Source organism: Salmonella sp. HY31, from assembly GCF_042604575.1.
Taxonomy (GTDB): Bacteria; Pseudomonadota; Gammaproteobacteria; order Enterobacterales; family Enterobacteriaceae; genus Salmonella; species Salmonella diarizonae.
This window is the reverse complement of sequence record NZ_CP170479.1, coordinates 440,978-461,473: the sequence shown is the minus strand read 5'-3', so window position 1 is coordinate 461,473 and position 20,496 is coordinate 440,978. Positions and strand designations below refer to the sequence as shown.

Below are 20,496 nucleotides of genomic sequence, written 5' to 3'. Positions count from 1 at the left end.
ATAACCACACCGGAGTGTGGTTATGGTTAAACGTACCGATACTACTGGGTACTGGTGGTCGTGGTGGTCGTGGTCCCGGTATTGGAACCATCACCACCGCCGGTTGCCGCTAACGCGACGCCCACCGCCGAACTTACGGTGCTAACGCTGGTGGCGGAAGAACTTCCCGCCGATACCGACGTCGCTGCCGACCCTGCCGCTTCACCCACCTGAACGGGGGCCGCCGAGACAGATGTCACCGCAAGCGCGGTTATGGCAAAAATGCCATACAGTACTTTTTTCATCATAATTTCCCTTCATTGAATGAATGGAGATTTACCCAAAAGAATTTCGGGCGCTACCGAGTATACACAACCAAAGCAGGCGGATTATGTCCGGGAGAAATAAAGTCGATGTTTTAGGATAATTAAACTTTAAAGAAACAATACACACCTTATTTAATTAACAAACAAATAAAATCAATCAGTTAAAATTATATAAAAAGAAGGCGACATCCGTATAATCTGAAAATAACGCAGAGTGATTTTCTGGTTATTGGTTATTTTAGGATTAAGCTCAATATAAAATTATAGGGGAAAAGACGGACAAGCGGAATTATCTTATAAAAAAAGCCGATGTGAATATCGGCTTTTTTATTATCTTATTCTCTTTTTACCGGATGGCGGCGAAGCGCCATCAGGCACGCCAGGCTTTATAACGGTTAATCAGACCGTTGGTAGAGCTATCATGGGACGAAATAGCTTTATCATCGCCCAGCTCCGGCAGAATACGGTTAGCCAACTGTTTACCCAACTCAACGCCCCACTGGTCGAAAGTAAAGATGTTCAGGATGGCGCCCTGAGTAAAGATTTTATGCTCATACAGCGCAATCAGCGCGCCCAGGCTAAACGGCGTAATTTCGCGCAGCAGGATAGAGTTGGTCGGGCGGTTGCCTTCAAACACTTTGAATGGCACAACGTGTTCAAGCTGCGCCGGATCTTTACCCTGATCGCGATATTCCTGCTCAACCACCTCACGGGATTTACCAAACGCCAGCGCTTCGGTCTGCGCAAAGAAGTTAGACAGCAGCTTCTGATGATGATCGGATAGCGGGTTATGGGTGATAGCCGGGGCGATAAAATCACACGGCACCATTTTAGTACCCTGGTGAATCAGTTGATAAAACGCGTGCTGGCCGTTGGTGCCTGGTTCACCCCAGATAATTGGGCCTGTCTGGTAATCCACGGCGTTGCCGTTACGGTCAACGTATTTACCGTTGGATTCCATGTTGCCCTGCTGGAAGTAGGCGGCGAAACGGTGCATGTACTGGTCGTACGGCAGAATGGCTTCGGTTTCCGCGCCGAAGAAATTGTTGTACCAGATGCCAATCAACGCCAGCAGAACGGGCAGGTTTTTCTCCGCCGGAGTGGTGGAGAAATGCTTGTCCATTGCATGCGCGCCGGAAAGCAGCTCGACAAAGTTGTCGAAACCGACGGACAGAATAATGGACAGACCGATGGCAGACCACAGCGAGTAACGACCGCCGACCCAGTCCCAGAACTCGAACATATTGGCCGTGTCGATACCAAATTCGCCGACCGCTTTGGCGTTGGTGGAGAGCGCAGCAAAGTGTTTCGCCACGTGTTTTTCATCGCCTGCGGTTTTCAGGAACCAGTCGCGCGCGCTGTGGGCGTTGGTCATGGTTTCCTGCGTGGTGAAGGTTTTCGACGCCACCAGGAACAGAGTCGTTTCCGGGTTCACTTTTTTCAGCACTTCAGCGATGTGGGTACCATCAACGTTAGAGACGAAGTGCATATTCAGGTGATTTTTATACGGACGCAGCGCTTCGGTCACCATGAACGGGCCGAGGTCGGAACCGCCGATACCAATGTTCACCACGTCGGTGATGGCCTTACCAGTGTAGCCTTTCCACTGACCGGAGATAATCGCTTCCGAGAAGGTTTTCATCTTCTCAAGCACGGCGTTCACTTCCGGCATCACATCTTTGCCGTCCACGATGATCGGCGTATTGCTACGGTTACGCAGCGCCACGTGCAGCACGGCGCGGTCTTCGGTGCGGTTGATCTTCTCGCCGGAGAACATAGATTTAATCGCGCCAGCCAGATCGGTCTCTTTCGCCAGATCCTGTAATTTTGCCAGCGTCTCTTCGGTGATGCGGTTTTTGGAGAAATCCACCAGCATCAGATCGTCAAAAGTCGCGGAAAACTTAGCGAAACGGTCGCTATCTTTCGCGAAAAGCTCAGCGATCGTAACGTCTTTCATTTCGTCGTAGTGTTTCTGGAGCGCCTGCCAGGCAGAAGTCTGCGTTGGATTGATATTTTTCATTAGCAATACTCTTCTGATTTGAGAATTGTGACTGGAGTCGATTGTAACGCCAGTCACAGAAAAGTGTGATTGTTTTAGTGCCGTTGCCCCAGGCACTGTCGAATGAGGATAAAAAGTATATACCCTAAATAATTCGAGGTGCAGAAAGGCGGCAAGTGAGTGAGTCTCCGGGCGCACAGATAAGCCAACATACCTACAGACGGGTATCGTGGTTATAAGCGCTGTTACTGAGCCTAAACTCAGCATAAAAAATCCGCATAATCCCAACGTTGACAGTCCAGGCCACAACTTTTATTTATAAATACGTTACTTGCATTTGCGCCTGCACCGGTTTCTGTTCTGCCCTTGTGCCATGGTCGCGTTTTTTATTTCCTGACACGAGGTTGATATGACAGAGATCGTTGTTTCCAAATTTGGCGGTACCAGCGTCGCCGATTTTACCGCCATGAACCGTAGCGCGGATATCGTACTTTCCGACGCCAATGTTCGTTTAGTCGTGCTTTCCGCTTCTGCCGGCATCACTAACCTGCTGGTAGCGCTGGCCGAAGGGATGGAGCCCGGCGAACGTTTCGCCACGCTCGACGCCATCCGTAAAATCCAGTTCGATATCCTTGAGCGTCTGCGTCATCCAAATGTCATTCGCGAAGAGATTGAACGCCTGCTGGAAAATATCACTATTCTGGCGGAGGCGGCATCGCTGGCGACATCGGCGGCCCTGACCGATGAACTGGTCAGCCACGGCGAGCTGATGTCTACCCTGCTATTTGTTGAGATCCTGCGTGAACGCGATGTGCAGGCCCACTGGTTCGACGTGCGCAAAGTGATGCGTACCAGCGCTCGCTTTGGCCGTGCGGAACCGGACGTCACAGCGCTTGCGGAACTGGCCGCGCAGCAGTTGCTCCCGCGCCTGAGCGAAACGTTGGTCATTACTCAGGGCTTTATCGGCAGTGAAAGCAAAGGCCGCACCACGACGTTAGGACGCGGCGGCAGCGACTATACGGCAGCATTGCTGGCTGAAGCGCTCCATGCCGCGCGGGTTGATATCTGGACAGATGTGCCCGGTATTTACACCACCGACCCGCGCGTAGTGCCTGTCGCGCAGCGAATTGATGAAATCGACTTTGAAGAAGCGGCGGAGATGGCAACCTTCGGCGCAAAAGTGCTGCATCCAGCCACCTTGCTCCCGGCCGTGCGCAGCGATATCCCGGTCTTCGTTGGCTCCAGTAAAGATCCGCAAGCGGGCGGTACGCTGGTGTGCAATAAAACCCAAAACCCGCCGCTGTTCCGTGCGCTGGCGCTGCGCCGCAATCAAACGCTATTGACTCTGCACAGCCTGAATATGCTGCATTCGCGAGGTTTCCTGGCCGAAGTGTTCGGCATTCTGGCGCGGCATAATATTTCGGTGGATCTGATTACCACTTCGGAGGTGAGCATCGCGCTAACGCTGGATACTACCGGCTCCACCTCCACGGGCGATACGTTACTGACACAATCCTTATTGATGGAGCTTTCCGCACTGTGTCGGGTAGAAGTCGAAGAAGGACTGGCGCTGGTCGCGCTGATTGGCAACAACCTGTCAAAAGCTTGCGGCGTTGGTAAAGAGGTGTTCGGTGTCCTGGAACCGTTCAACATTCGCATGATTTGTTACGGCGCCTCCAGCCACAATCTGTGCTTCCTCGTGCCGGGAGACGATGCCGAGCAGGTGGTACAGAAGCTACATCATAACTTATTTGAATAATCGCCCTGACACGACAGCGGGTGAGCGCTATCAGACAATACGCTGCCGGATGGCGATGTAAGCGCCTTATCCGGCCTGTCGTGTGCCCATAGTGGATCATGAGCATAACTTATTTGAATAATCTTCCTTCACGCGATAAACCATAACATTGCGTATTACACACTATCCACCTTTACCCCTGTTGGTCCGTGGGTCGCGACACTATTGATGTTGTTATGTTCGGTATGGGCGTCCATCTTAACGTTGACGGCTTTAAACGCGTGCTCTCCCGCCCAGCCCCGGTCGCCGCAGGGATATTCCTGCACTATCTGGTGATGTTGCTCGCGGCATGGCTGCTGGCATTGCTGTTCAGGATGCCTGATTGTTGAAAAATCGGGCGAAACGGCAAAGGAAAATTAAAATATTGCCGGGTGGCGCAAGCTTACCCGGCCTACACGCTATCCGCCCGTTCCGTATTGCCGTAGACTAAATGCATCGGCTAACTGAGGGCACCCGTATGGCACTCCCCCGCATTACCCAAAAAGAGATGACCGAGCGCGAACAACGCGAACTGAAAACGTTGCTGGACCGCGCCCGTATTGCGCACGGTCGTCCGCTGACCAATTCTGAGACCAACAGCGTAAAAAAGGAGTACATCGATAAGCTGATGGCGCTGCGTGAGGCTGAAGCGAAAAAAGCCCGCCAGTTGAAGAAAAAGCAGGCGTATAAACCCGATACGGAAGCGTCATTCTCCTGGTCGGCAAATACGCCGACGCGCGGCAGACGTTAACGTCCTTTCTTCTTTCTTCCCGGCGAGGTAAAGCGTTTACCGCTCGATGCCGGGCGCGCTTTATCATTGCTTTTTTCGATCGCAACGACCGGACGCTTAATGCCCGCGGTTTTCGGCTTCGCTTTGGTTTTTGTTTTGGCTTCGGAAGAAGAACGCTCAATCAATTTAAACAGATCGATCAGCTCATCGTCCGTCAGATCGCGCCACTCGCCCAGCGGAATCCCGCTCAGGCTGACGTTCATAATGCGCGTACGCTCCAGCTTCTTCACTTCATAACCAAAGTGTTCACACATACGACGGATCTGACGATTTAGCCCCTGTACCAGGATGATGCGAAAGACAAACGGCGCCTCTTTTTTCACCTTACATTTTTTGGTGACAGTACCAAGAATCGGTACACCCGCGCCCATACCACGAATAAACTCGTCGGTAACGGGTTTATCCACCGTCACCAGATACTCTTTTTCATGATCGTTACCGGCACGCAGAATCTTATTGACCAGATCGCCGTGGTTAGTCAGAAATATCAGCCCCTGCGAATCCTTATCCAGACGGCCAATCGGGAAGATACGTTTGCTGTGGTTCACAAAATCGACGATGTTGTCGCGCTCGCCGTCTTCAGTGGTACTGACAATGCCAACCGGTTTATTCAGCGCAATCAGCACTAAATCATCCGCTTCTCGCGGCTCAATCAACCGACCATTTACTTTAACAACATCCCCAGCGACCACCTGATCGCCAATAGCGGCGCGTTTGCCGTTGATAAAGACGTTGCCCTGTTCGATAAAGCGGTCCGCCTCGCGACGTGAACAGATGCCGCTTTCACTGATATATTTATTAAGTCGGGTAGATGTGTCGGTCAGCATATTTACTCTCTGAGAAATTTTTTCTACATAAACATTGGTAATGTGACTTACCACATCAAATCGTCGGGAACTTTAAAATCGGCATACGGATCATCTTCGTCCTGCTCTTCCTGACTCAGCGCACTGTTTACGACAATACTGTCCGCATCTCGTTGTGCAATTTTATCGGCGACGCTCGCGGGAATAATCGCATATTCACATTCCCCGCTATTCTCGATAACCAGACGCGCAATCGCGAGACGACCATTAATCAGTTGCGTCTGGGTGAGCTTATCCACGTCTATTTTTTTGATGACGTTATTATCTGTGAAGTTAAAACCAATATCGCCTTTAGATACATTGATTCTATTCATTTCAATGAGTTGCTTAACCTGAGCTTTAAACTCTTTCGCTAAAACCGCTTGTTTTTGCTGTTCACTGAGTTGTTTATCACGCTCAAGTTGCGCCTTTTTATTTTCTTCCACCGCCTCTCTGGCCTCACGAGCCTGAACGCGTGATTTTTTAGCCGTGCGTTGGACTTTGGCCATTTTTTTACTGGTCACTAATCCCGCTTGTAACAGTTGCTCTTGTAAGGTCAGTTTTGCCATTTTCGTCTCTAAACTCGTTAAATAATTTTGCGGATTATACCTGTAATTTTTCAGGCTATACCAGATGACAGATCTGGCCTGGTTTCACTTTTAGCGTCCCTGCGCTTCGCATGCTTTGCCCGTAACACGCGCAACATCATGAGCCATGTCAGTAAGGCAATAAATGGATAATGGTAGCATTATTGCGTTTTGACATTTCCTGATGAGGTGGAGAAGTAATGGAACTGCTTTTATTAAGTAACTCGACGCTGCCGGGTAAAGCCTGGCTGGAACACGCTCTGCCGCTGATAGCGAATCAGTTGAACGGTCGACGCTCAGCCGTGTTTATTCCGTTTGCCGGGGTCACGCAAACATGGGATGAGTACACGGATAAAACCGCAGAGGTGCTTGCGCCATTAGGCATAAACGTCACAGGGATTCATCGTGTCGCCGATCCGCTTGCGGCGATTGAGAAAGCGGAAATCATTATTGTCGGCGGCGGAAATACCTTCCAGCTACTGAAAGAATCGCGTGAACGCGGGCTGCTGGCGCCGGTGGCGGACAGGGTAAAACGCGGTGCGCTGTATATCGGCTGGAGCGCGGGCGCCAATCTTGCCTGCCCGACTATCCGCACGACTAACGATATGCCGATCGTTGATCCAAACGGTTTCGACGCGCTGGATCTGTTCCCGCTGCAAATTAATCCTCACTTCACTAACGCCTTGCCGGAAGGCCATAAGGGCGAGACCCGCGAGCAGCGTATTCGTGAACTGCTGGTGGTCGCGCCGGAACTGACAGTGATTGGTTTGCCGGAAGGTAACTGGATTCAGGTGAGCAACGGCCAGGCGGTTCTCGGCGGCCCGAATACCACCTGGGTGTTTAAAGCGGGCGAAGAGGCGGTGGCGCTGGAAGCGGGTCATCGCTTTTAATCCCTGGCCACATTGAATGCCGGATGGCGGGCCTACACGCATGTTCTCCGTAGACCAGAAGACGTTTACGCCGCCATCCGGCATTTCACTTAATAATCGCCCCGTTCCTCGTCCTGATCCGGCTGTTCCAGTACGCTATAGGCGACCGAACAGAACAGTGAGTTAAGACGCTTCATATCGCCCAGAAGCCCTAAATGGAGCGAGCTGGTTTCAATGCTTTGCACGTTCTGCTGGTGCAGGCGGTCGACATGCGCATGTGAGTATCGGCGATTAAGTATACGGAAGCGATGTTTACTGCGGCGCAACCGACGGGCGCTGGTGACATCGCCGGAGAAAAAGACCGACATCGCCAGTTGCAGATTACTGAGCAGTTGATCGTAAAGCGCATCCAGTTCTTTCAATCCTTCTTCTGAAAATGCCCGACGCGCCGCCAGCGACTTGTCGGCAATCTCACTGCCCATTCGCTCGATAATATCCGACGCCTGTTCGAGGTTCAGGGCCATCTCGATAATCTCCGCCCACCGGCGGGACTCCTCCGCCGCCAGCTCGTCTTTCGGCATTCGCGCCAGATAAAGCTTAATCGCGGTGTAGAGCACGTTAACGTCATCCGCCAGCTTGCGCAGCGCTTTCTCTTCACGCGGCTCGCCGTGCATGACCTTTTTTAGCCCTTCCATCATCTGTTCCATCGCATCGCCAATGCGCAACACCTCACGGGCAGCATTAGCCAGCGCCAACGTTGGCGTATCCAGCGCGCTGACATCCAGATGTTTCGGCTTCAGATGGGTATCCAGTTCAGGCTCATCACGAATAATCCGTTTACAAAAACGCGCCATCAGCTCGGCAAATGGCACCATCGCCAGGCAGCGCACCAGGTTATAGAAAACGTGGAAATAGATCACCAACTCTGATTTCGGTAGCGGTAGCTCATCCATCAGATTCGCCAGCGGATGGACAAACGGTAGGATGACCAGGCTGCCGATCAATTTGAACAATAGGCTGCCGAGCGCCACGCGACGCGCGGCAGCATTGGCGGCGCTGTTATTAAGCATCGCCAGCAGCCCCGATCCCAGGTTGGCACCGATAACCAGACACAACGCGACCGGGAACGATATAATCCCCGCCGCCGTCAGGGTTGCTGTCAGCAACACCGCCGCCAGGCTGGAATAACTGATAATGGCGAACATCGCGCCAATCAACGCATCCAGCATAATGTCGCCCGTCAGCGACGCGAAAATTACCTGCACGCCATTAGCTTGAGTGATCGGCGTCACCGCCTGCACAATCAGCTCCAGCGCCAGTAGAATCAGGCCAAGCCCGATACCGACGCGACCAAGCTGTCCGGCGCGGGACTGCTTACGTCCCAAAAAGAAGATCACGCCAATAAAAATTAGTAGCGGCGATAGCCACGACAAATCAAAGGTGAGAATACGCGCCATTAGCGCAGTACCCACATCGGCGCCCAACACAATCACCAGCGCTGGCGTCAGGGCGACAAGATCCTGGGCGACAAACGACGTTACCAATAAGGTGGTGGCGTTACTGCTTTGTACCAGCGCGGTAACACCGATACCCGCACAAAAGGCGAGCGGTTTCTTTTCCACACTGCGGCTGAGAACAGTGCGCAGACGCGCGCCAAACACGCGCATTACGCCAGTACGAACGATATGTGTTCCCCACACCAACAGCGCAACGGCAGAAAGTAGATGGAGCAAAGTTAACACGGCGTCAGGTTCTCCTTATCGTTATACGTTTTCCTGAAGCTCACTTGCGATAAATTGCCTGATGGCGCACAGCGTTAAGGCCTACTTGCATTGCCCGTCACCGGGCTTACTATGCGCAATACCATAAGCTGGATAAGGCGTTTACGCCGCCATCCGGCAAATTCAGCGTAGAGCCTTCCTTCAGTATAAGGGTTTAATTGTAAGAAAGAGACAGGACGCTCAACGAACGTCCTGTGAGTTGTAAGGAAAAGTGACGATTTTATGAATCAGTCCGCATCGTAGCCCAGGTTCGGCGCTAGCCACCGCTCAACGTCCTCAACGCTCATTCCTTTACGGAAAGCATAATCTGTCACCTGATCGCGTTGGATCTGCGCCACTGCGAAGTATTTGCTCTCAGGATGGCTGAAGTACCAGCCGGAGACCGACGCGCCAGGCCACATGGCGAAAGATTCGGTGAGCTTCATCCCGGTGTGTTTTTCGACATCCAGTAGCTGCCAGATAGTGCCTTTTTCGGTATGTTCCGGGCAGGCAGGATAACCCGGCGCCGGGCGAATCCCCTGGTAGTTTTCGCGGATCAGCTCTTCATTACTGAGGCTCTCTCCTGGTGCATAACCCCAGTAAACCTTACGCACGCGCTCATGTAGATACTCGGCAAACGCTTCCGCCAGACGGTCGGCAATCGCTTTCACCATGATCTTGTTATAGTCGTCGTGTTGCGCCTCGTAAGCATCAGCCAGGGCGTCTTCTTCAAGACCGCCAGTGACTGCAAACGCGCCGATGTAGTCTGCTTTTCCACTCAGTTTCGGCGCGACAAAATCCGCCAGACAGTAGTTGGCAAAACCCACTTTCTCGGTCTGCTGGCGCAGGTGGTGGCTGACCGTCAGCACATGAGTACGGGTTTCGTCGCGATAAATTTCGATGTCATCGACGACGCGGTTCGCCGGAAACAGCCCAACCACGCCACGCGGATTCAACAGTTTCTCCGCGCTCAGTTTATCCAGCATGTCATTGGCGTCTTTAAACAGCCGTTTGGCCTCCTCGCCCACCACCTCATCTTCCAGAATGCGCGGGTATTTGCCTGCCAGCGACCAGGTCATAAAGAACGGCGTCCAGTCAATGTAGTTGCGCAGGGTTTCGATGCTTGCTTCCACCTCCTGCACGCCCAGACGGTGAGCTACCGGCGGGGTGTAGCGTTCCCAATCGAATGCCAGATCGTTATCGCGCGCCGCTTCCAGCGTGACCGGCGGCGTGCGCGGTTTTTTGCGGGCGTGCTGAATACGCACCGTTTCATACTCTTTGCGGGTACGGGCGACAAAATCATCGCGCTGGGTGTCGGAGAGTAGCGCCGCCACCACGCCCACGGTACGCGAAGCATTCTGCACGTAAACCGTCGGACCGCTGTAGTTCTGCTCGATTTTTACCGCCGTATGCGCTTTCGAAGTGGTCGCGCCGCCGATCAGTAGTGGAATCGTGAAGCCCTGACGCTCCATCTCTTTCGCCACGTTAACCATCTCGTCCAGCGACGGGGTAATCAGCCCGGAGAGGCCGATCAGGTCCGCGTTCACTTCACGGGCGGTTTTAAGGATTTTATCCGCTGGCACCATCACGCCAAGATCGATAATTTCGTAGTTGTTGCATTGCAGCACCACGCCGACGATATTTTTACCAATGTCGTGAACATCGCCCTTCACGGTGGCAATCACCATCTTGCCGTTGCTGGAACCTTTCTCTTTGCTGGCTTCGATAAACGGCTCCAGGTAAGCCACCGCTTGTTTCATCACGCGGGCGGATTTCACCACCTGCGGCAGGAACATTTTCCCTTCGCCAAACAGGTCGCCGACCACATTCATGCCGTCCATCAGCGGCCCTTCTATCACCTCAATCGGGCGTGCGGCCTGCTGGCGGGCTTCTTCGGTATCCTGCTCGATAAACTCGGTAATGCCTTTCACCAGCGAATATTCGAGGCGTTTTTTGACATCCCAGGAGCGCCATTCCGCTTGCTGGGCATTGGCGGCCTCGTCGGTTTTACTACCGCGATATTTCTCCGCCAGATCCAGCAAACGCTCGGTGCCGTCATCGCGACGGTTAAGAATGACATCTTCAACTGCATCGCGCAGTTCGGCAGGCAGGTCGTCATAAATCGCCAGTTGCCCGGCGTTGACGATGCCCATATCCATGCCATTACGGATGGCGTAGTAGAGGAATACAGCGTGAATCGCCTCGCGCACCGGATCGTTGCCGCGGAATGAGAACGAAACGTTAGAGACACCGCCGGAGATCAGCGCGTGCGGCAGTTCACGTTTAATATCTTCACAAGCGCCGATAAAGTCCTGCGCGTAGTTGTTGTGCTCGTCGATACCGGTCGCTACGGCGAAGATGTTTGGATCGAAAATAATGTCTTCCGGCGGGAAACCGACCTCTTTGGTCAGAATATTGTAGGCACGGCGGCAAATTTCGATTTTACGCTCGCGGGTGTCGGCCTGTCCCTGTTCGTCAAAGGCCATGACCACCACTGCCGCGCCGTAGCGACGCAGCAGCTTCGCGTGATGGATAAAAGTTTCCACCCCCTCTTTCATCGAGATGGAATTAACGATGCCTTTACCCTGGATGCACTTCAGCCCTTTTTCGATAACCTCCCATTTGGAGGAGTCGATCATGATTGGCACACGGGCAATGTCCGGCTCACCGGCAATCAGACTGAGGAAACGTACCATCGCCGCTTCGGCATCAAGCATCCCCTCATCCATGTTGATATCAATAATCTGCGCGCCGCTTTCTACCTGCTGACGGGCAACATCCAGCGCTTCACTGTATTTCTCTTCTTTGATCAGGCGTTTAAATTTCGCCGAACCGGTGACGTTGGTACGTTCGCCGACGTTGACGAACAGGCTGTCATCGCCAATATTTAGCGGCTCCAGGCCAGAGAGACGGCAGGCGACCGGGATTTCCGGCAGCTTACGCGGCGGCAAGTGTTCTACTGCGCGGCTCATCGCCGCAATATGTTCCGGCGTGGTACCGCAGCAGCCGCCAACGATATTCAGGAAGCCCGCCTGCGCCCATTCGCGAATGTGCTTCGCCATCGTATCGGCGTCCAGATCGTATTCGCCAAAGGCGTTTGGCAGGCCAGCGTTCGGGTGCGCGGTAACGTAGCATTCGGCAATGCGCGACAGCTCCTGGACGTACTGACGCAGTTCATCCGGCCCCAGAGCGCAGTTAAGGCCAAAGGTGAGCGCCTCGGCATGGCGCAGCGAGTTATAGAACGCTTCGGTAGTCTGGCCGGAAAGCGTGCGCCCGGAAGCGTCGGTGATGGTGCCGGAAATCATGATCGGCAAGTCTACGCCCAACGCCTCAAACTCCTCTTTCACCGCGAAGACCGCCGCTTTCGCATTCAGGGTGTCAAAAACGGTCTCAATCAGAATCAGGTCTGCGCCACCTTCCACCAGCGCTTTGGTGGATTCACGGTAGGCCGCCACCAGTTGATCGAAGGTGATATTACGAAACGCCGGGTCGTTGACGTCCGGTGAAATGGAGGCCGTGCGGTTAGTTGGACCAAGCACGCCCGCAACAAAGCGCGGTTTTTCTGGTGTTCGCGCGGACCATTCATCGGCGCAGGCGCGCGCCAGTTTGGCCGCCGCATAGTTAATTTCCGCCGACAGGGATTCCATCCGGTAATCCGCCATCGCAATGGTTGTCGAGTTAAAGGTGTTGGTTTCGATGATATCCGCGCCAGCCTCAAAGTAGGCGTTGTGGATAGCGGCGATCACCTCCGGCTTGCTGAGTACCAGCAGATCGTTGTTGCCTTTCAGGTCGCAGGACCAGTCGGCAAAGCGCTCCCCGCGGAAATCTTCTTCATGTAGACGATAACTCTGGATCATGGTGCCCATACCGCCGTCCAGCACCAGAATACGTTCATTTAACTGCGCACGCAGTTGTTCAACTTTGCTGCTCACACTCGCTCCCGACAACGCTCCACGTAACGAGTCATACTGGCACAAAGCATGCTGGCGGAAAAGAGAACAACGGGCAACATGAGACATGTTCAGCTTGCTGACGCTATTGGTTCTGTTTTGCCGGATGGCGGCGCAAGCACCTTATTCGGCCTACGATCCCTGGTAGGCCTGATAAACGAAGCGCCATCAGGCAGCTTGTTGTCGGTCACTCATCCGATCAGTTCAGGAACTCTTGCATTATAATTAAATAAAACGAAAATGATTTCCACGATACAGAAAAAGGAGTCTGCCATGGTTGCCCCTGTTCCCGCGAAACGCGGGAGAAAACCTACCGCTACCACTGCACCCGTAACCGGGCAGGTTCAGTCTTTAACCCGCGGTCTTAAGCTGCTGGAGTGGATTGCGGAGTCCAACGGTAGCGTCGCGCTGACCGAACTGGCGCAGCAGGCGGGTTTACCTAATTCCACCACTCACCGTCTACTCACCACCATGCAACAGCAGGGGTTTGTCCGCCAGGTCGGTGAGCTGGGCCACTGGGCCGTAGGCGCACACGCGTTTATCGTCGGCAGCAGCTTTTTGCAGAGCCGTAATCTGCTGGCGATTGTCCATCCGATTTTGCGCAAGCTGATGGAGGACTCCGGCGAAACGGTAAACCTTGCCGTACTCGACCAGAGCGACCATCAGGCAATTATTATCGACCAGGTGCAGTGCACGCAATTGATGCGCATGTCCGCTCCTATTGGCGGTAAACTGCCGATGCATGCGTCCGGGGCGGGCAAGGCGTTTTTATCGCAGCTCAGTGAGGAGCAGGTTACAAGTCTGCTGCACCGCAAGGGGTTGCACGCTTATACCCATGCGACGCTGGTGTCGCCGATCCATCTGAAAGATGACCTCGCCCAGACACGCAAGCGCGGCTACTCCTTTGACGATGAAGAACATGCGCTCGGTCTGCGCTGCGTGGCCTCGTGTATTTATGACGAGCACCGCGAACCGTTTGCGGCCCTCTCTATTTCCGGCCCCTGCTCACGCATTACCGACGATCGCGTCACCGAACTTGGCGCCATGGTGATTAAAGCGGCAAAAGAAGTGACGCTGGCGTATGGTGGAGTTCGCTGAAATGAGCAGCCTGAAATTATACTGGCAGGAGAAGTACCCACAGGCCTTCTGTTGGTCTTTCGGTGATTCGCCGACGCTGGCCGACGAGCTGGCGGCGCTGGTGGTCGCCGGTAAAAAGCGTGGCACCTGTAGCTCGCTGGTTAGCTATCAGAAAGAGCAGCCCCCTGTCACGCCCGGGGCATATCACATTGTGCTCAACGGCACAGGCGACGCCGTGTGCGTCATACGCACGCTGACGCTCAGGCTGATCCGTTTTAACGAGATGAGCGCCGATCTCGCCGCACTGGAAGGCGAAGGCGATCTTAGCCTGGCGTACTGGCAAACGGCACACCGGGCCTTTTTTGAGCGCGAGGGTAATTGGTCCCCGGAGATGGAACTGGTTTACGAAGAGTTTGCCGTACTCGAGATCGCGCCGTAGCGTACGCCAAAGCGCTGGCGACGACGATAGGCATACACATCTTCTATATGCCCTTCTTTAATACGCGTCTGTAGCGCGCGCCAGTAATCGGCGCGAAACAGGTCGGCATGCATCTCTTCAAACAATGGCCCGATACGCGGATCGGCGCATAGCCAGTGACGAAACTCCTCCGGGAAAACGTCACCCGGCGAGACGCTATACCAGGGTTCGCTGGCCAGTTCGTCTTCCGGATAACGCGCTGGCGGAATATCGCGGAAATTCACTTCCGTCATGTAGCAAATTTCATCGTAGTCGTAGAACACCACGCGACCATGACGGGTAACGCCAAAGTTTTTAAACAACATATCGCCGGGGAAAATATTAGCGGCGGCAAGCTGGCGAATCGCATTACCATATTCTTCTATCGCATCGCGCAACTGCTGGCCTTCTACCTGTTCCAGCCAGATATTGAGCGGCACCATGCGACGTTCAATATAGAGATGGCGAATGACGATCTGTTCCCCAAGATCGGTAATCTTCTCTGGCGCTTCTTGCCGTAACAGCGCCATCAGCGCCGGATCGATTTGCCGTTTATCCAGCACGAAATTCTCAAACTCCTGGGTATCCGCCATACGACCGACGCGATCATGCTCTTTTACCAGTTGATAACAGGCACGCACATGGGCGGCAGACATCTCTTTCTGCGGGGCGAATTTGTCTTTAATGATTTTAAATACCCGGTCGAAACCTGGCAGAGTAAACACCAACATCACCATGCCGCGGATGCCAGGCGCCTCAATGAATTTCTCATCGCTTTCAGCCAGATAACACAAATATTCGCGGTAGCTTTCGGTTTTCGCATGTTTCTGGCAGCCAATCGCCATATACAGCTCGGCGGTGGTTTTGCCCGGCAGGATTTCACGCAACCACTCAACCAGCGCGGCAGGCAGCGGCGCATACACCATAAAATAAGAGCGGGCAAAACCAAACACAATGCTCGCTTCTGCCGTAGTGGTCAGGCAGGTATCGACAAACAGTTCGCCCTCATCAGTGCGATGAATCGGCAATAAAAACGGCAGCGTACCGTCAGGTGTGGTTAATTTACCTACCAGCCAGGCCGCTTTATTACGGTAAAACAACTCGTTCGCCACCTGGACATGGCAGCGAGGTAGCGCGTCCTCGCCCAATGTTTCAGTCAGGTGCGCGATGATATAGCGGATATCCCGGCTTTTATTCTGCCAGGGCAGACGCAGCGGTAAATCACTGAGTATCCGCATCAACAGCGACTCCCAACCGTGATCGGGAAAGAAGTCTTTGGCCAGCGGACGCGGGATAGTACGGAAGCGGCGCTCCGGTTGTGAACTGAAAATAAACAACCGCTCGGGTGTTAACGAGCGGTGGTCAAATAACCGGCAATAAACGGAGTTGAAAAAGCTCTCCGCAATCTCGAAGCGCGGGTAATCCGGCAACAGCCGGGTGTAATGCTCTTTAACGCGTAAAAGGAAATCCGCGTCGGTACTTTTGCCATCGGTAATACAACGCAGTTGCTCCACCACCAGACCCACATGATGATCATAGAGATGGATACGGCTTTTCATCGCCTGTTGGACGGCCTGCCAGTCGGCCTGTTCAAAACGCTGCTGCGCGCCGGAAGTCACTTCCAGAAATCGACCATACTGCGCGTCAAAGCCTTGCAGGATGGTTTGAGCAATCAGTAATTCCAGGCAACGCGGCATTTTTTCCCCCATCCGGCACCACGTCATGCCGGATGGCGCGTTTGCTTATCCGGCCTACGATATCTGTAGGCCCGGTAAGCGCTGCGCCACCGGGCATCAATCAAAACTGCGATTCTTCCGTCGATCCTGTTAACGCGGTAACGGATGACGCGCCGCCCTGGATAATGGTGGTGACTTTGTCGAAGTAACCTGTACCCACTTCCTGCTGGTGGGAAACAAAGGTGTAGCCGTCTTTCGCCGCGGCGAACTCGGGTTGTTGAACCTTCTCAACATAGTGTTTCATACCCTCGCCCTGAGCGTATGCATGCGCCAGGTCGAACATGTTGAACCACATGCTGTGGATGCCCGCCAGGGTAATAAACTGGTATTTGTAACCCATGTCCGACAACTGCTGCTGGAAGCTGGCAATGGTCTTGTCGTCCAGATTTTTCTGCCAGTTGAAGGACGGCGAGCAGTTATAGGCCAGCAGTTTTCCCGGATACTTCGCGTGGATAGCATCGGCAAAACGACGCGCCAGTTCGAGATCCGGCGTAGAGGTCTCGCACCACACCAGATCGGCATAAGGGGCATACGCCAGACCGCGGCTGATCGCCTGCTCAATGCCCGCATGGGTGCGGTAGAAACCTTCGCTGGTGCGTTCACCGGTAATAAAACCGCTGTCATAGGGATCGCAGTCGGAGGTGATCAGATCTGCCGCATCCGCATCGGTACGCGCAATCACCAGCGTCGGGACGCCCATCACATCAGCGGCCAGACGCGCAGCAACCAGTTTCTGAATCGCCTCCTGCGTGGGGACCAGCACCTTGCCGCCCATATGCCCGCACTTTTTCACCGACGCCAACTGATCTTCGAAGTGTACCGCCGCTGCACCGGCTTCAATCATCGATTTCATCAGTTCGAAGGCATTCAGAACGCCGCCAAAACCGGCTTCCGCATCAGCAACGATCGGCAGGAAGTAATCCACATAGCGCGGATCGTTGGGTTCAATACCGGATGCCCACTGGATCTGATCCGCACGACGGAAAGTGTTGTTGATCCGATCCACCACCGCCGGAACAGAGTTTGCCGGATACAACGATTGATCCGGGTACATGCTGGATGCAAGGTTGGCATCCGCCGCGACCTGCCAGCCGGAGAGATAGACCGCCTCAATACCGGCTTTCGCCTGTTGCAACGCCTGACCGCCGGTCAGCGCGCCAAGACTGTTGATATAGCCTTTTTTCGCTTCTCCGTGCAACAGCCGCCACATTTTCGCGGCGCCGAGCTGTGCCAGCGTGCATTCAGGGTTAACCGATCCGCGTAATTTCACCACCTCCTCCGCACTGTACGGGCGGGTGATGCCTTCCCAGCGCGGTTGTGTCCACTCTTTCTGTAATTCTTCGATTTGTTGAGTACGGGTTTTCATGTGCAGATGCTCCATATTGTTATGTGGTGAATTAAGCCAGTAAGCGATAGCCCGGCAGGGTGAGGAAGTCGATTAAGTCATCTGAGGTGGTGATTTGCTCCATCAGACGTGCGGCATCGTCGAAACGCCCGCTGCTGTAGCGGTGCTCGCCCAGTTCGTCCTGGATTACCCGCATCTCTTCCGCCAACATTTCGCGGAAAAGCGCTTTCGTTACGGGTTTTCCATTGCTCAGTGTTTTCTCATGGTGAATCCACTGCCAGATAGAGGTTCGTGAGATTTCCGCCGTCGCGGCATCCTCCATCAGACCGTAAATCGGTACACAGCCATTGCCGGAGATCCACGCTTCAATGTACTGCACTGCCACGCGAATATTGGCGCGCATTCCCGCTTCTGTACGTTCGCCTTCACACGGCTCCAGTAACTGCTCAGCGGTAATCGGCGCATCTTCATCACGAGTAATGAACAACTGATTTTTGTGCTCGCCCAGTACCTCGTTAAAGACTGCCATTGCGGTATCCGCCAACCCGGGATGCGCAATCCACGTGCCGTCGTGGCCGTTGTTAGCTTCCAGCGCTTTATCCGCTTTCACTTTGGCAAGGACCTGATTGTTGCGTTCAACATCTTTACTCGGGATAAACGCCGCCATACCGCCCATCGCGAACGCGCCGCGCTTGTGACAGGTTTTGATCAGCAGGCGCGAGTAGGCACTCAGAAACGGTTTGTCCATCGTTACCACCTGCCTGTCCGGCAGGACGCGATCCGGGTGATTTTTCAACGTCTTGATATAGCTGAAAATATAATCCCAGCGACCACAGTTGAGGCCGACGATATGATCACGCAGCGCATGAAGAATCTCATCCATCTGGAAAACAGCAGGCAGGGTTTCAATCAACAGGGTCGCTTTGATCGTACCGCGCGGCAGGTTGAAGCGGTCTTCGGCGTAGCTGAAGACTTCGCTCCACCAGGCAGCCTCCTGCCAGGCTTGCGTTTTCGGCAGGTAAAAATACGGGCCGCTACCTTTAGCGAGCAGCGCTTTGTAGTTGTGGAAAAAATACAGAGCAAAATCAAACAGGCTCCCGGGAATTGCTTCACCCCGCCAGGTAACATGCTTTTCTGGCAGATGCAGACCGCGTACACGACAAATCAATACGGCCGGATCGGGCTTGAGCTGATAGATTTTTCCGGCTTCGTTGGTATAGCTAATGGTGCCGTTCACCGCATCACGTAGGTTGATTTGACCATCAATAACTTTATTCCAGTCCGGCGCCAGCGAGTCTTCAAAATCCGCCATAAACACTTTCACATTTGCGTTCAGGGCATTAATTACCATTTTACGTTCAACCGGCCCGGTAATTTCCACCCGGCGATCCTGTAAATCCTCAGGAATACCACGAATCTGCCAATTACTTTTTCTAATGGAAGTGGTTTCCGAAATAAAATCAGGCAACTTACCGTTATCAATATCCTGCTGTTGCTGGATACGTGCAGCCAGGAGTTTATTGCGTTTTGGCGTAAAACGTGTGACTAATTCCGTCAAAAACTCGACTGCCTCAGCGGTCAGGACTTTCTTTTCCAGCTCGCCTTGCGGCCTGGTAAAGGTTAATTCATCAGTTGTGGTTGCCTGTGGATTCATCATGCTGCTCCTCGTCGTTGATCCAGATACATCCCCAATGCGAACGAAGGATCATTGTGCGCTTTTCGTTCAACACAACTAAGACTACTCAATTAAAAATCAAAATCAAAAACAATTTCCATTTTTAATGGAAATTAAATATAACCTATTGATAAAAAAGGATATAAAGTTTAATCAGAAGGTGAAGGTGATTTCACAAATGAAAAAAGCACCCAAAGGTGCCTGATTCATTATGCTGAAACGCTTTAGGATCGTCAGGAGCAGAAGATTAATCCAGGGTTGGATTCATGTGACGCAGATCATATGGCGTAATCTGGTAGACATAATAGTTGAGCCAGTTAGTAAAGAGTAAATTACCGTGGCTGCGCCAGGTTGCGCGCGGTATGTTTTGCGGATCGTTTTTCGGGAAATAGTTGTACGGAATATCCGGATTTAACCCAGCCTCAACGTCACGAAAATATTCACTCGCTAACGTATGAGCGTCATATTCAGGATGGCCGGTGACAAACGCAATACGTTTATCTTTGCTGGCAAACAGGTACGCATCCCCCTCTTCTGTTTCGGCCAGAATGTCAAGATCCGTATAATCTCGTATCAGCGCCGCCGGGAAATCGGCATAACGTGAGTGTGGCGCAAGAAACGAATCATCAAAACCACGCGTCAACAGAGCATGAGGATGAAGGATGTGATGTTCATAGACGCCGGAAAGTTTATCTGTACGGGTCTGCTTAGGGATACCATAAAGAATATTGAGCGCGGCCTGAACGGCCCAACAGACAAATAGCGTCGAAGTGACGTGATCTTTCGCCCATTCCAGCACCTGCCTAATCTGCGGCCAATAAGCCACGTCATTAAACTCCACCAGACCCAGCGGCGCTCCGGTCACGATAAGCCCATCAAAGTTCTGATCGCAGATATCCTCGAAGTTACAGTAAAAGTTGTTCAGATGCTCGGCTGGCGTGTTTCTCGACTCGCGGGCATCTATCCGCAGCAGTTGAATATCGACCTGCAATGGCGAGTTCGACAGCAGGCGCAGAAACTGGTTTTCCGTTTCAATCTTCTTCGGCATCAGGTTAAGGATAAGTACCTTTAGCGGGCGAATTTCCTGTCCTGATGCGCGAGAAGTCGTCATGACGAAGACATTTTCCTCACGTAAAAAATTGACGGCGGGCAGCTCGTCCAGCACACGAATCGGCATAACCTGATAACCTCACTACATACGTTTAAACGTTTAGACATCCAGATAGCTGAAGATACGCAGAAATCAGGCGAATGTCGAGTCTGCAAGTTCAAGGTGAGAAAGTTTCACGACAGCATTTGCATTAGAATAGAAGTAAGCAAAAAA

The 20,496-nt window shown here is 53.0% G+C and carries 16 protein-coding genes and 2 pseudogenes; 7 read left to right on the top strand and 11 right to left on the bottom strand.

Translation table 11 applies throughout. The features are described 5' to 3' along the window. Positions 1-41: 41 nt before the first annotated feature. Together yjbE and pgi are read right to left on the bottom strand one after the other, a co-directional pair. Positions 42-284, bottom strand: a complete 243-nt coding sequence (yjbE, locus tag ACE15A_RS02205) for an exopolysaccharide production protein YjbE (RefSeq protein WP_024149520.1) — start codon at positions 282-284, stop codon at positions 42-44. A gap of 391 nt (positions 285-675) precedes the next feature. Further along, the gene (pgi, locus tag ACE15A_RS02200; RefSeq protein ID WP_053508352.1) at positions 676-2,325 is read right to left on the bottom strand and encodes a glucose-6-phosphate isomerase; all 1,650 of its coding nucleotides are present in this window, start codon (positions 2,323-2,325) and stop codon (positions 676-678) included. 388 nt (positions 2,326-2,713) lie between these two features. Here pgi and lysC point away from each other — a divergent pair, with 388 nt between their 5' ends. The 3 genes and pseudogenes from lysC (at position 2,714) to ACE15A_RS02185 (ending at position 4,832) form a co-directional block, all read left to right on the top strand. Then, positions 2,714-4,063: a lysine-sensitive aspartokinase 3 gene (gene lysC, locus ACE15A_RS02195; protein ID WP_053508350.1), complete on the top strand. Its 1,350-nt coding sequence runs from the start codon at positions 2,714-2,716 to the stop codon at positions 4,061-4,063. A gap of 117 nt (positions 4,064-4,180) precedes the next feature. After that, positions 4,181-4,422: pseudogene (locus tag ACE15A_RS02190) on the top strand (hypothetical protein); the annotation flags it as partial. Between the two features lie 137 nt (positions 4,423-4,559). Continuing rightward, positions 4,560-4,832 carry a DUF3811 domain-containing protein gene (locus ACE15A_RS02185; protein ID WP_001207628.1) on the top strand — a complete coding sequence of 91 codons (273 nt, stop codon included), beginning with the start codon at positions 4,560-4,562 and terminating at the stop codon, positions 4,830-4,832. Here ACE15A_RS02185 and rluF read toward each other — a convergent pair. From rluF to ACE15A_RS02170, 3 genes and pseudogenes are all read right to left on the bottom strand, one after another. Continuing rightward, on the bottom strand, positions 4,829-5,698 hold the full coding sequence (rluF, locus tag ACE15A_RS02180; RefSeq protein ID WP_023246267.1) for a 23S rRNA pseudouridine(2604) synthase RluF: 870 nt from the start codon (positions 5,696-5,698) through the stop codon (positions 4,829-4,831). The two genes, ACE15A_RS02185 and rluF, sit on opposite strands and share 4 nt — an antisense overlap. A gap of 47 nt (positions 5,699-5,745) precedes the next feature. Further along, a complete protein-coding gene (locus tag ACE15A_RS02175; RefSeq protein WP_053508348.1) occupies positions 5,746-6,285 on the bottom strand; it encodes a DUF2058 domain-containing protein in 540 nt (179 codons plus the stop codon). Between the two features lie 55 nt (positions 6,286-6,340). Then, positions 6,341-6,432 (bottom strand): annotated as a pseudogene (locus ACE15A_RS02170) (hypothetical protein). Positions 6,433-6,503: 71 nt separating this feature from the next. Here ACE15A_RS02170 and pepE point away from each other — a divergent pair. Continuing rightward, positions 6,504-7,193 (top strand): dipeptidase PepE, encoded by a 690-nt coding sequence (gene pepE, locus ACE15A_RS02165; protein WP_000421783.1) that lies wholly within the window; start codon positions 6,504-6,506, stop codon positions 7,191-7,193. Between the two features lie 89 nt (positions 7,194-7,282). On the opposite strand, the gene ACE15A_RS02160 is transcribed toward pepE, so the two are convergent. Next, the gene (locus ACE15A_RS02160) at positions 7,283-8,914 is read right to left on the bottom strand and encodes a Na/Pi cotransporter family protein (protein WP_000956808.1); all 1,632 of its coding nucleotides are present in this window, start codon (positions 8,912-8,914) and stop codon (positions 7,283-7,285) included. Positions 8,915-9,180: 266 nt separating this feature from the next. Continuing rightward, complete coding sequence (gene metH / locus ACE15A_RS02155) at positions 9,181-12,864, bottom strand: methionine synthase (RefSeq protein ID WP_053508344.1); 3,684 nt, start codon at positions 12,862-12,864, stop codon at positions 9,181-9,183. Between the two features lie 48 nt (positions 12,865-12,912). Between metH and ACE15A_RS02150 the strand changes: the two genes are divergently transcribed. From ACE15A_RS02150 to ACE15A_RS02140, 3 genes are read left to right on the top strand one after another with little or no spacing between them, the layout of a single operon-like run. Then, positions 12,913-13,107, top strand: coding sequence for a hypothetical protein (locus tag ACE15A_RS02150; protein ID WP_071790738.1), 195 nt, complete (start codon positions 12,913-12,915; stop codon positions 13,105-13,107). A gap of 48 nt (positions 13,108-13,155) precedes the next feature. Beyond that, positions 13,156-13,980, top strand: a complete 825-nt coding sequence (iclR, locus tag ACE15A_RS02145) for a glyoxylate bypass operon transcriptional repressor IclR (RefSeq protein ID WP_053508341.1) — start codon at positions 13,156-13,158, stop codon at positions 13,978-13,980. A gap of 10 nt (positions 13,981-13,990) precedes the next feature. Beyond that, positions 13,991-14,398, top strand: coding sequence for an ASCH domain-containing protein (locus ACE15A_RS02140; protein WP_077918391.1), 408 nt, complete (start codon positions 13,991-13,993; stop codon positions 14,396-14,398). Here ACE15A_RS02140 and aceK read toward each other — a convergent pair. The 4 genes from aceK to metA form a co-directional block, all read right to left on the bottom strand. Further along, the gene (gene aceK, locus ACE15A_RS02135; protein WP_053508339.1) at positions 14,362-16,113 is read right to left on the bottom strand and encodes a bifunctional isocitrate dehydrogenase kinase/phosphatase; all 1,752 of its coding nucleotides are present in this window, start codon (positions 16,111-16,113) and stop codon (positions 14,362-14,364) included. The genes ACE15A_RS02140 and aceK overlap by 37 nt on opposite strands. Before the next feature lie 100 nt (positions 16,114-16,213). Beyond that, positions 16,214-17,518 carry an isocitrate lyase gene (gene aceA, locus ACE15A_RS02130; RefSeq protein ID WP_000857887.1) on the bottom strand — a complete coding sequence of 435 codons (1,305 nt, stop codon included), beginning with the start codon at positions 17,516-17,518 and terminating at the stop codon, positions 16,214-16,216. A gap of 31 nt (positions 17,519-17,549) precedes the next feature. Continuing rightward, entirely contained in the window at positions 17,550-19,151 is a 1,602-nt protein-coding gene (gene aceB, locus ACE15A_RS02125; protein WP_053508336.1) for a malate synthase A, read from the bottom strand. Positions 19,152-19,419: 268 nt separating this feature from the next. Beyond that, positions 19,420-20,349: a homoserine O-succinyltransferase gene (gene metA / locus ACE15A_RS02120; protein ID WP_023246259.1), complete on the bottom strand. Its 930-nt coding sequence runs from the start codon at positions 20,347-20,349 to the stop codon at positions 19,420-19,422. Positions 20,350-20,496 lie beyond the last annotated feature (147 nt).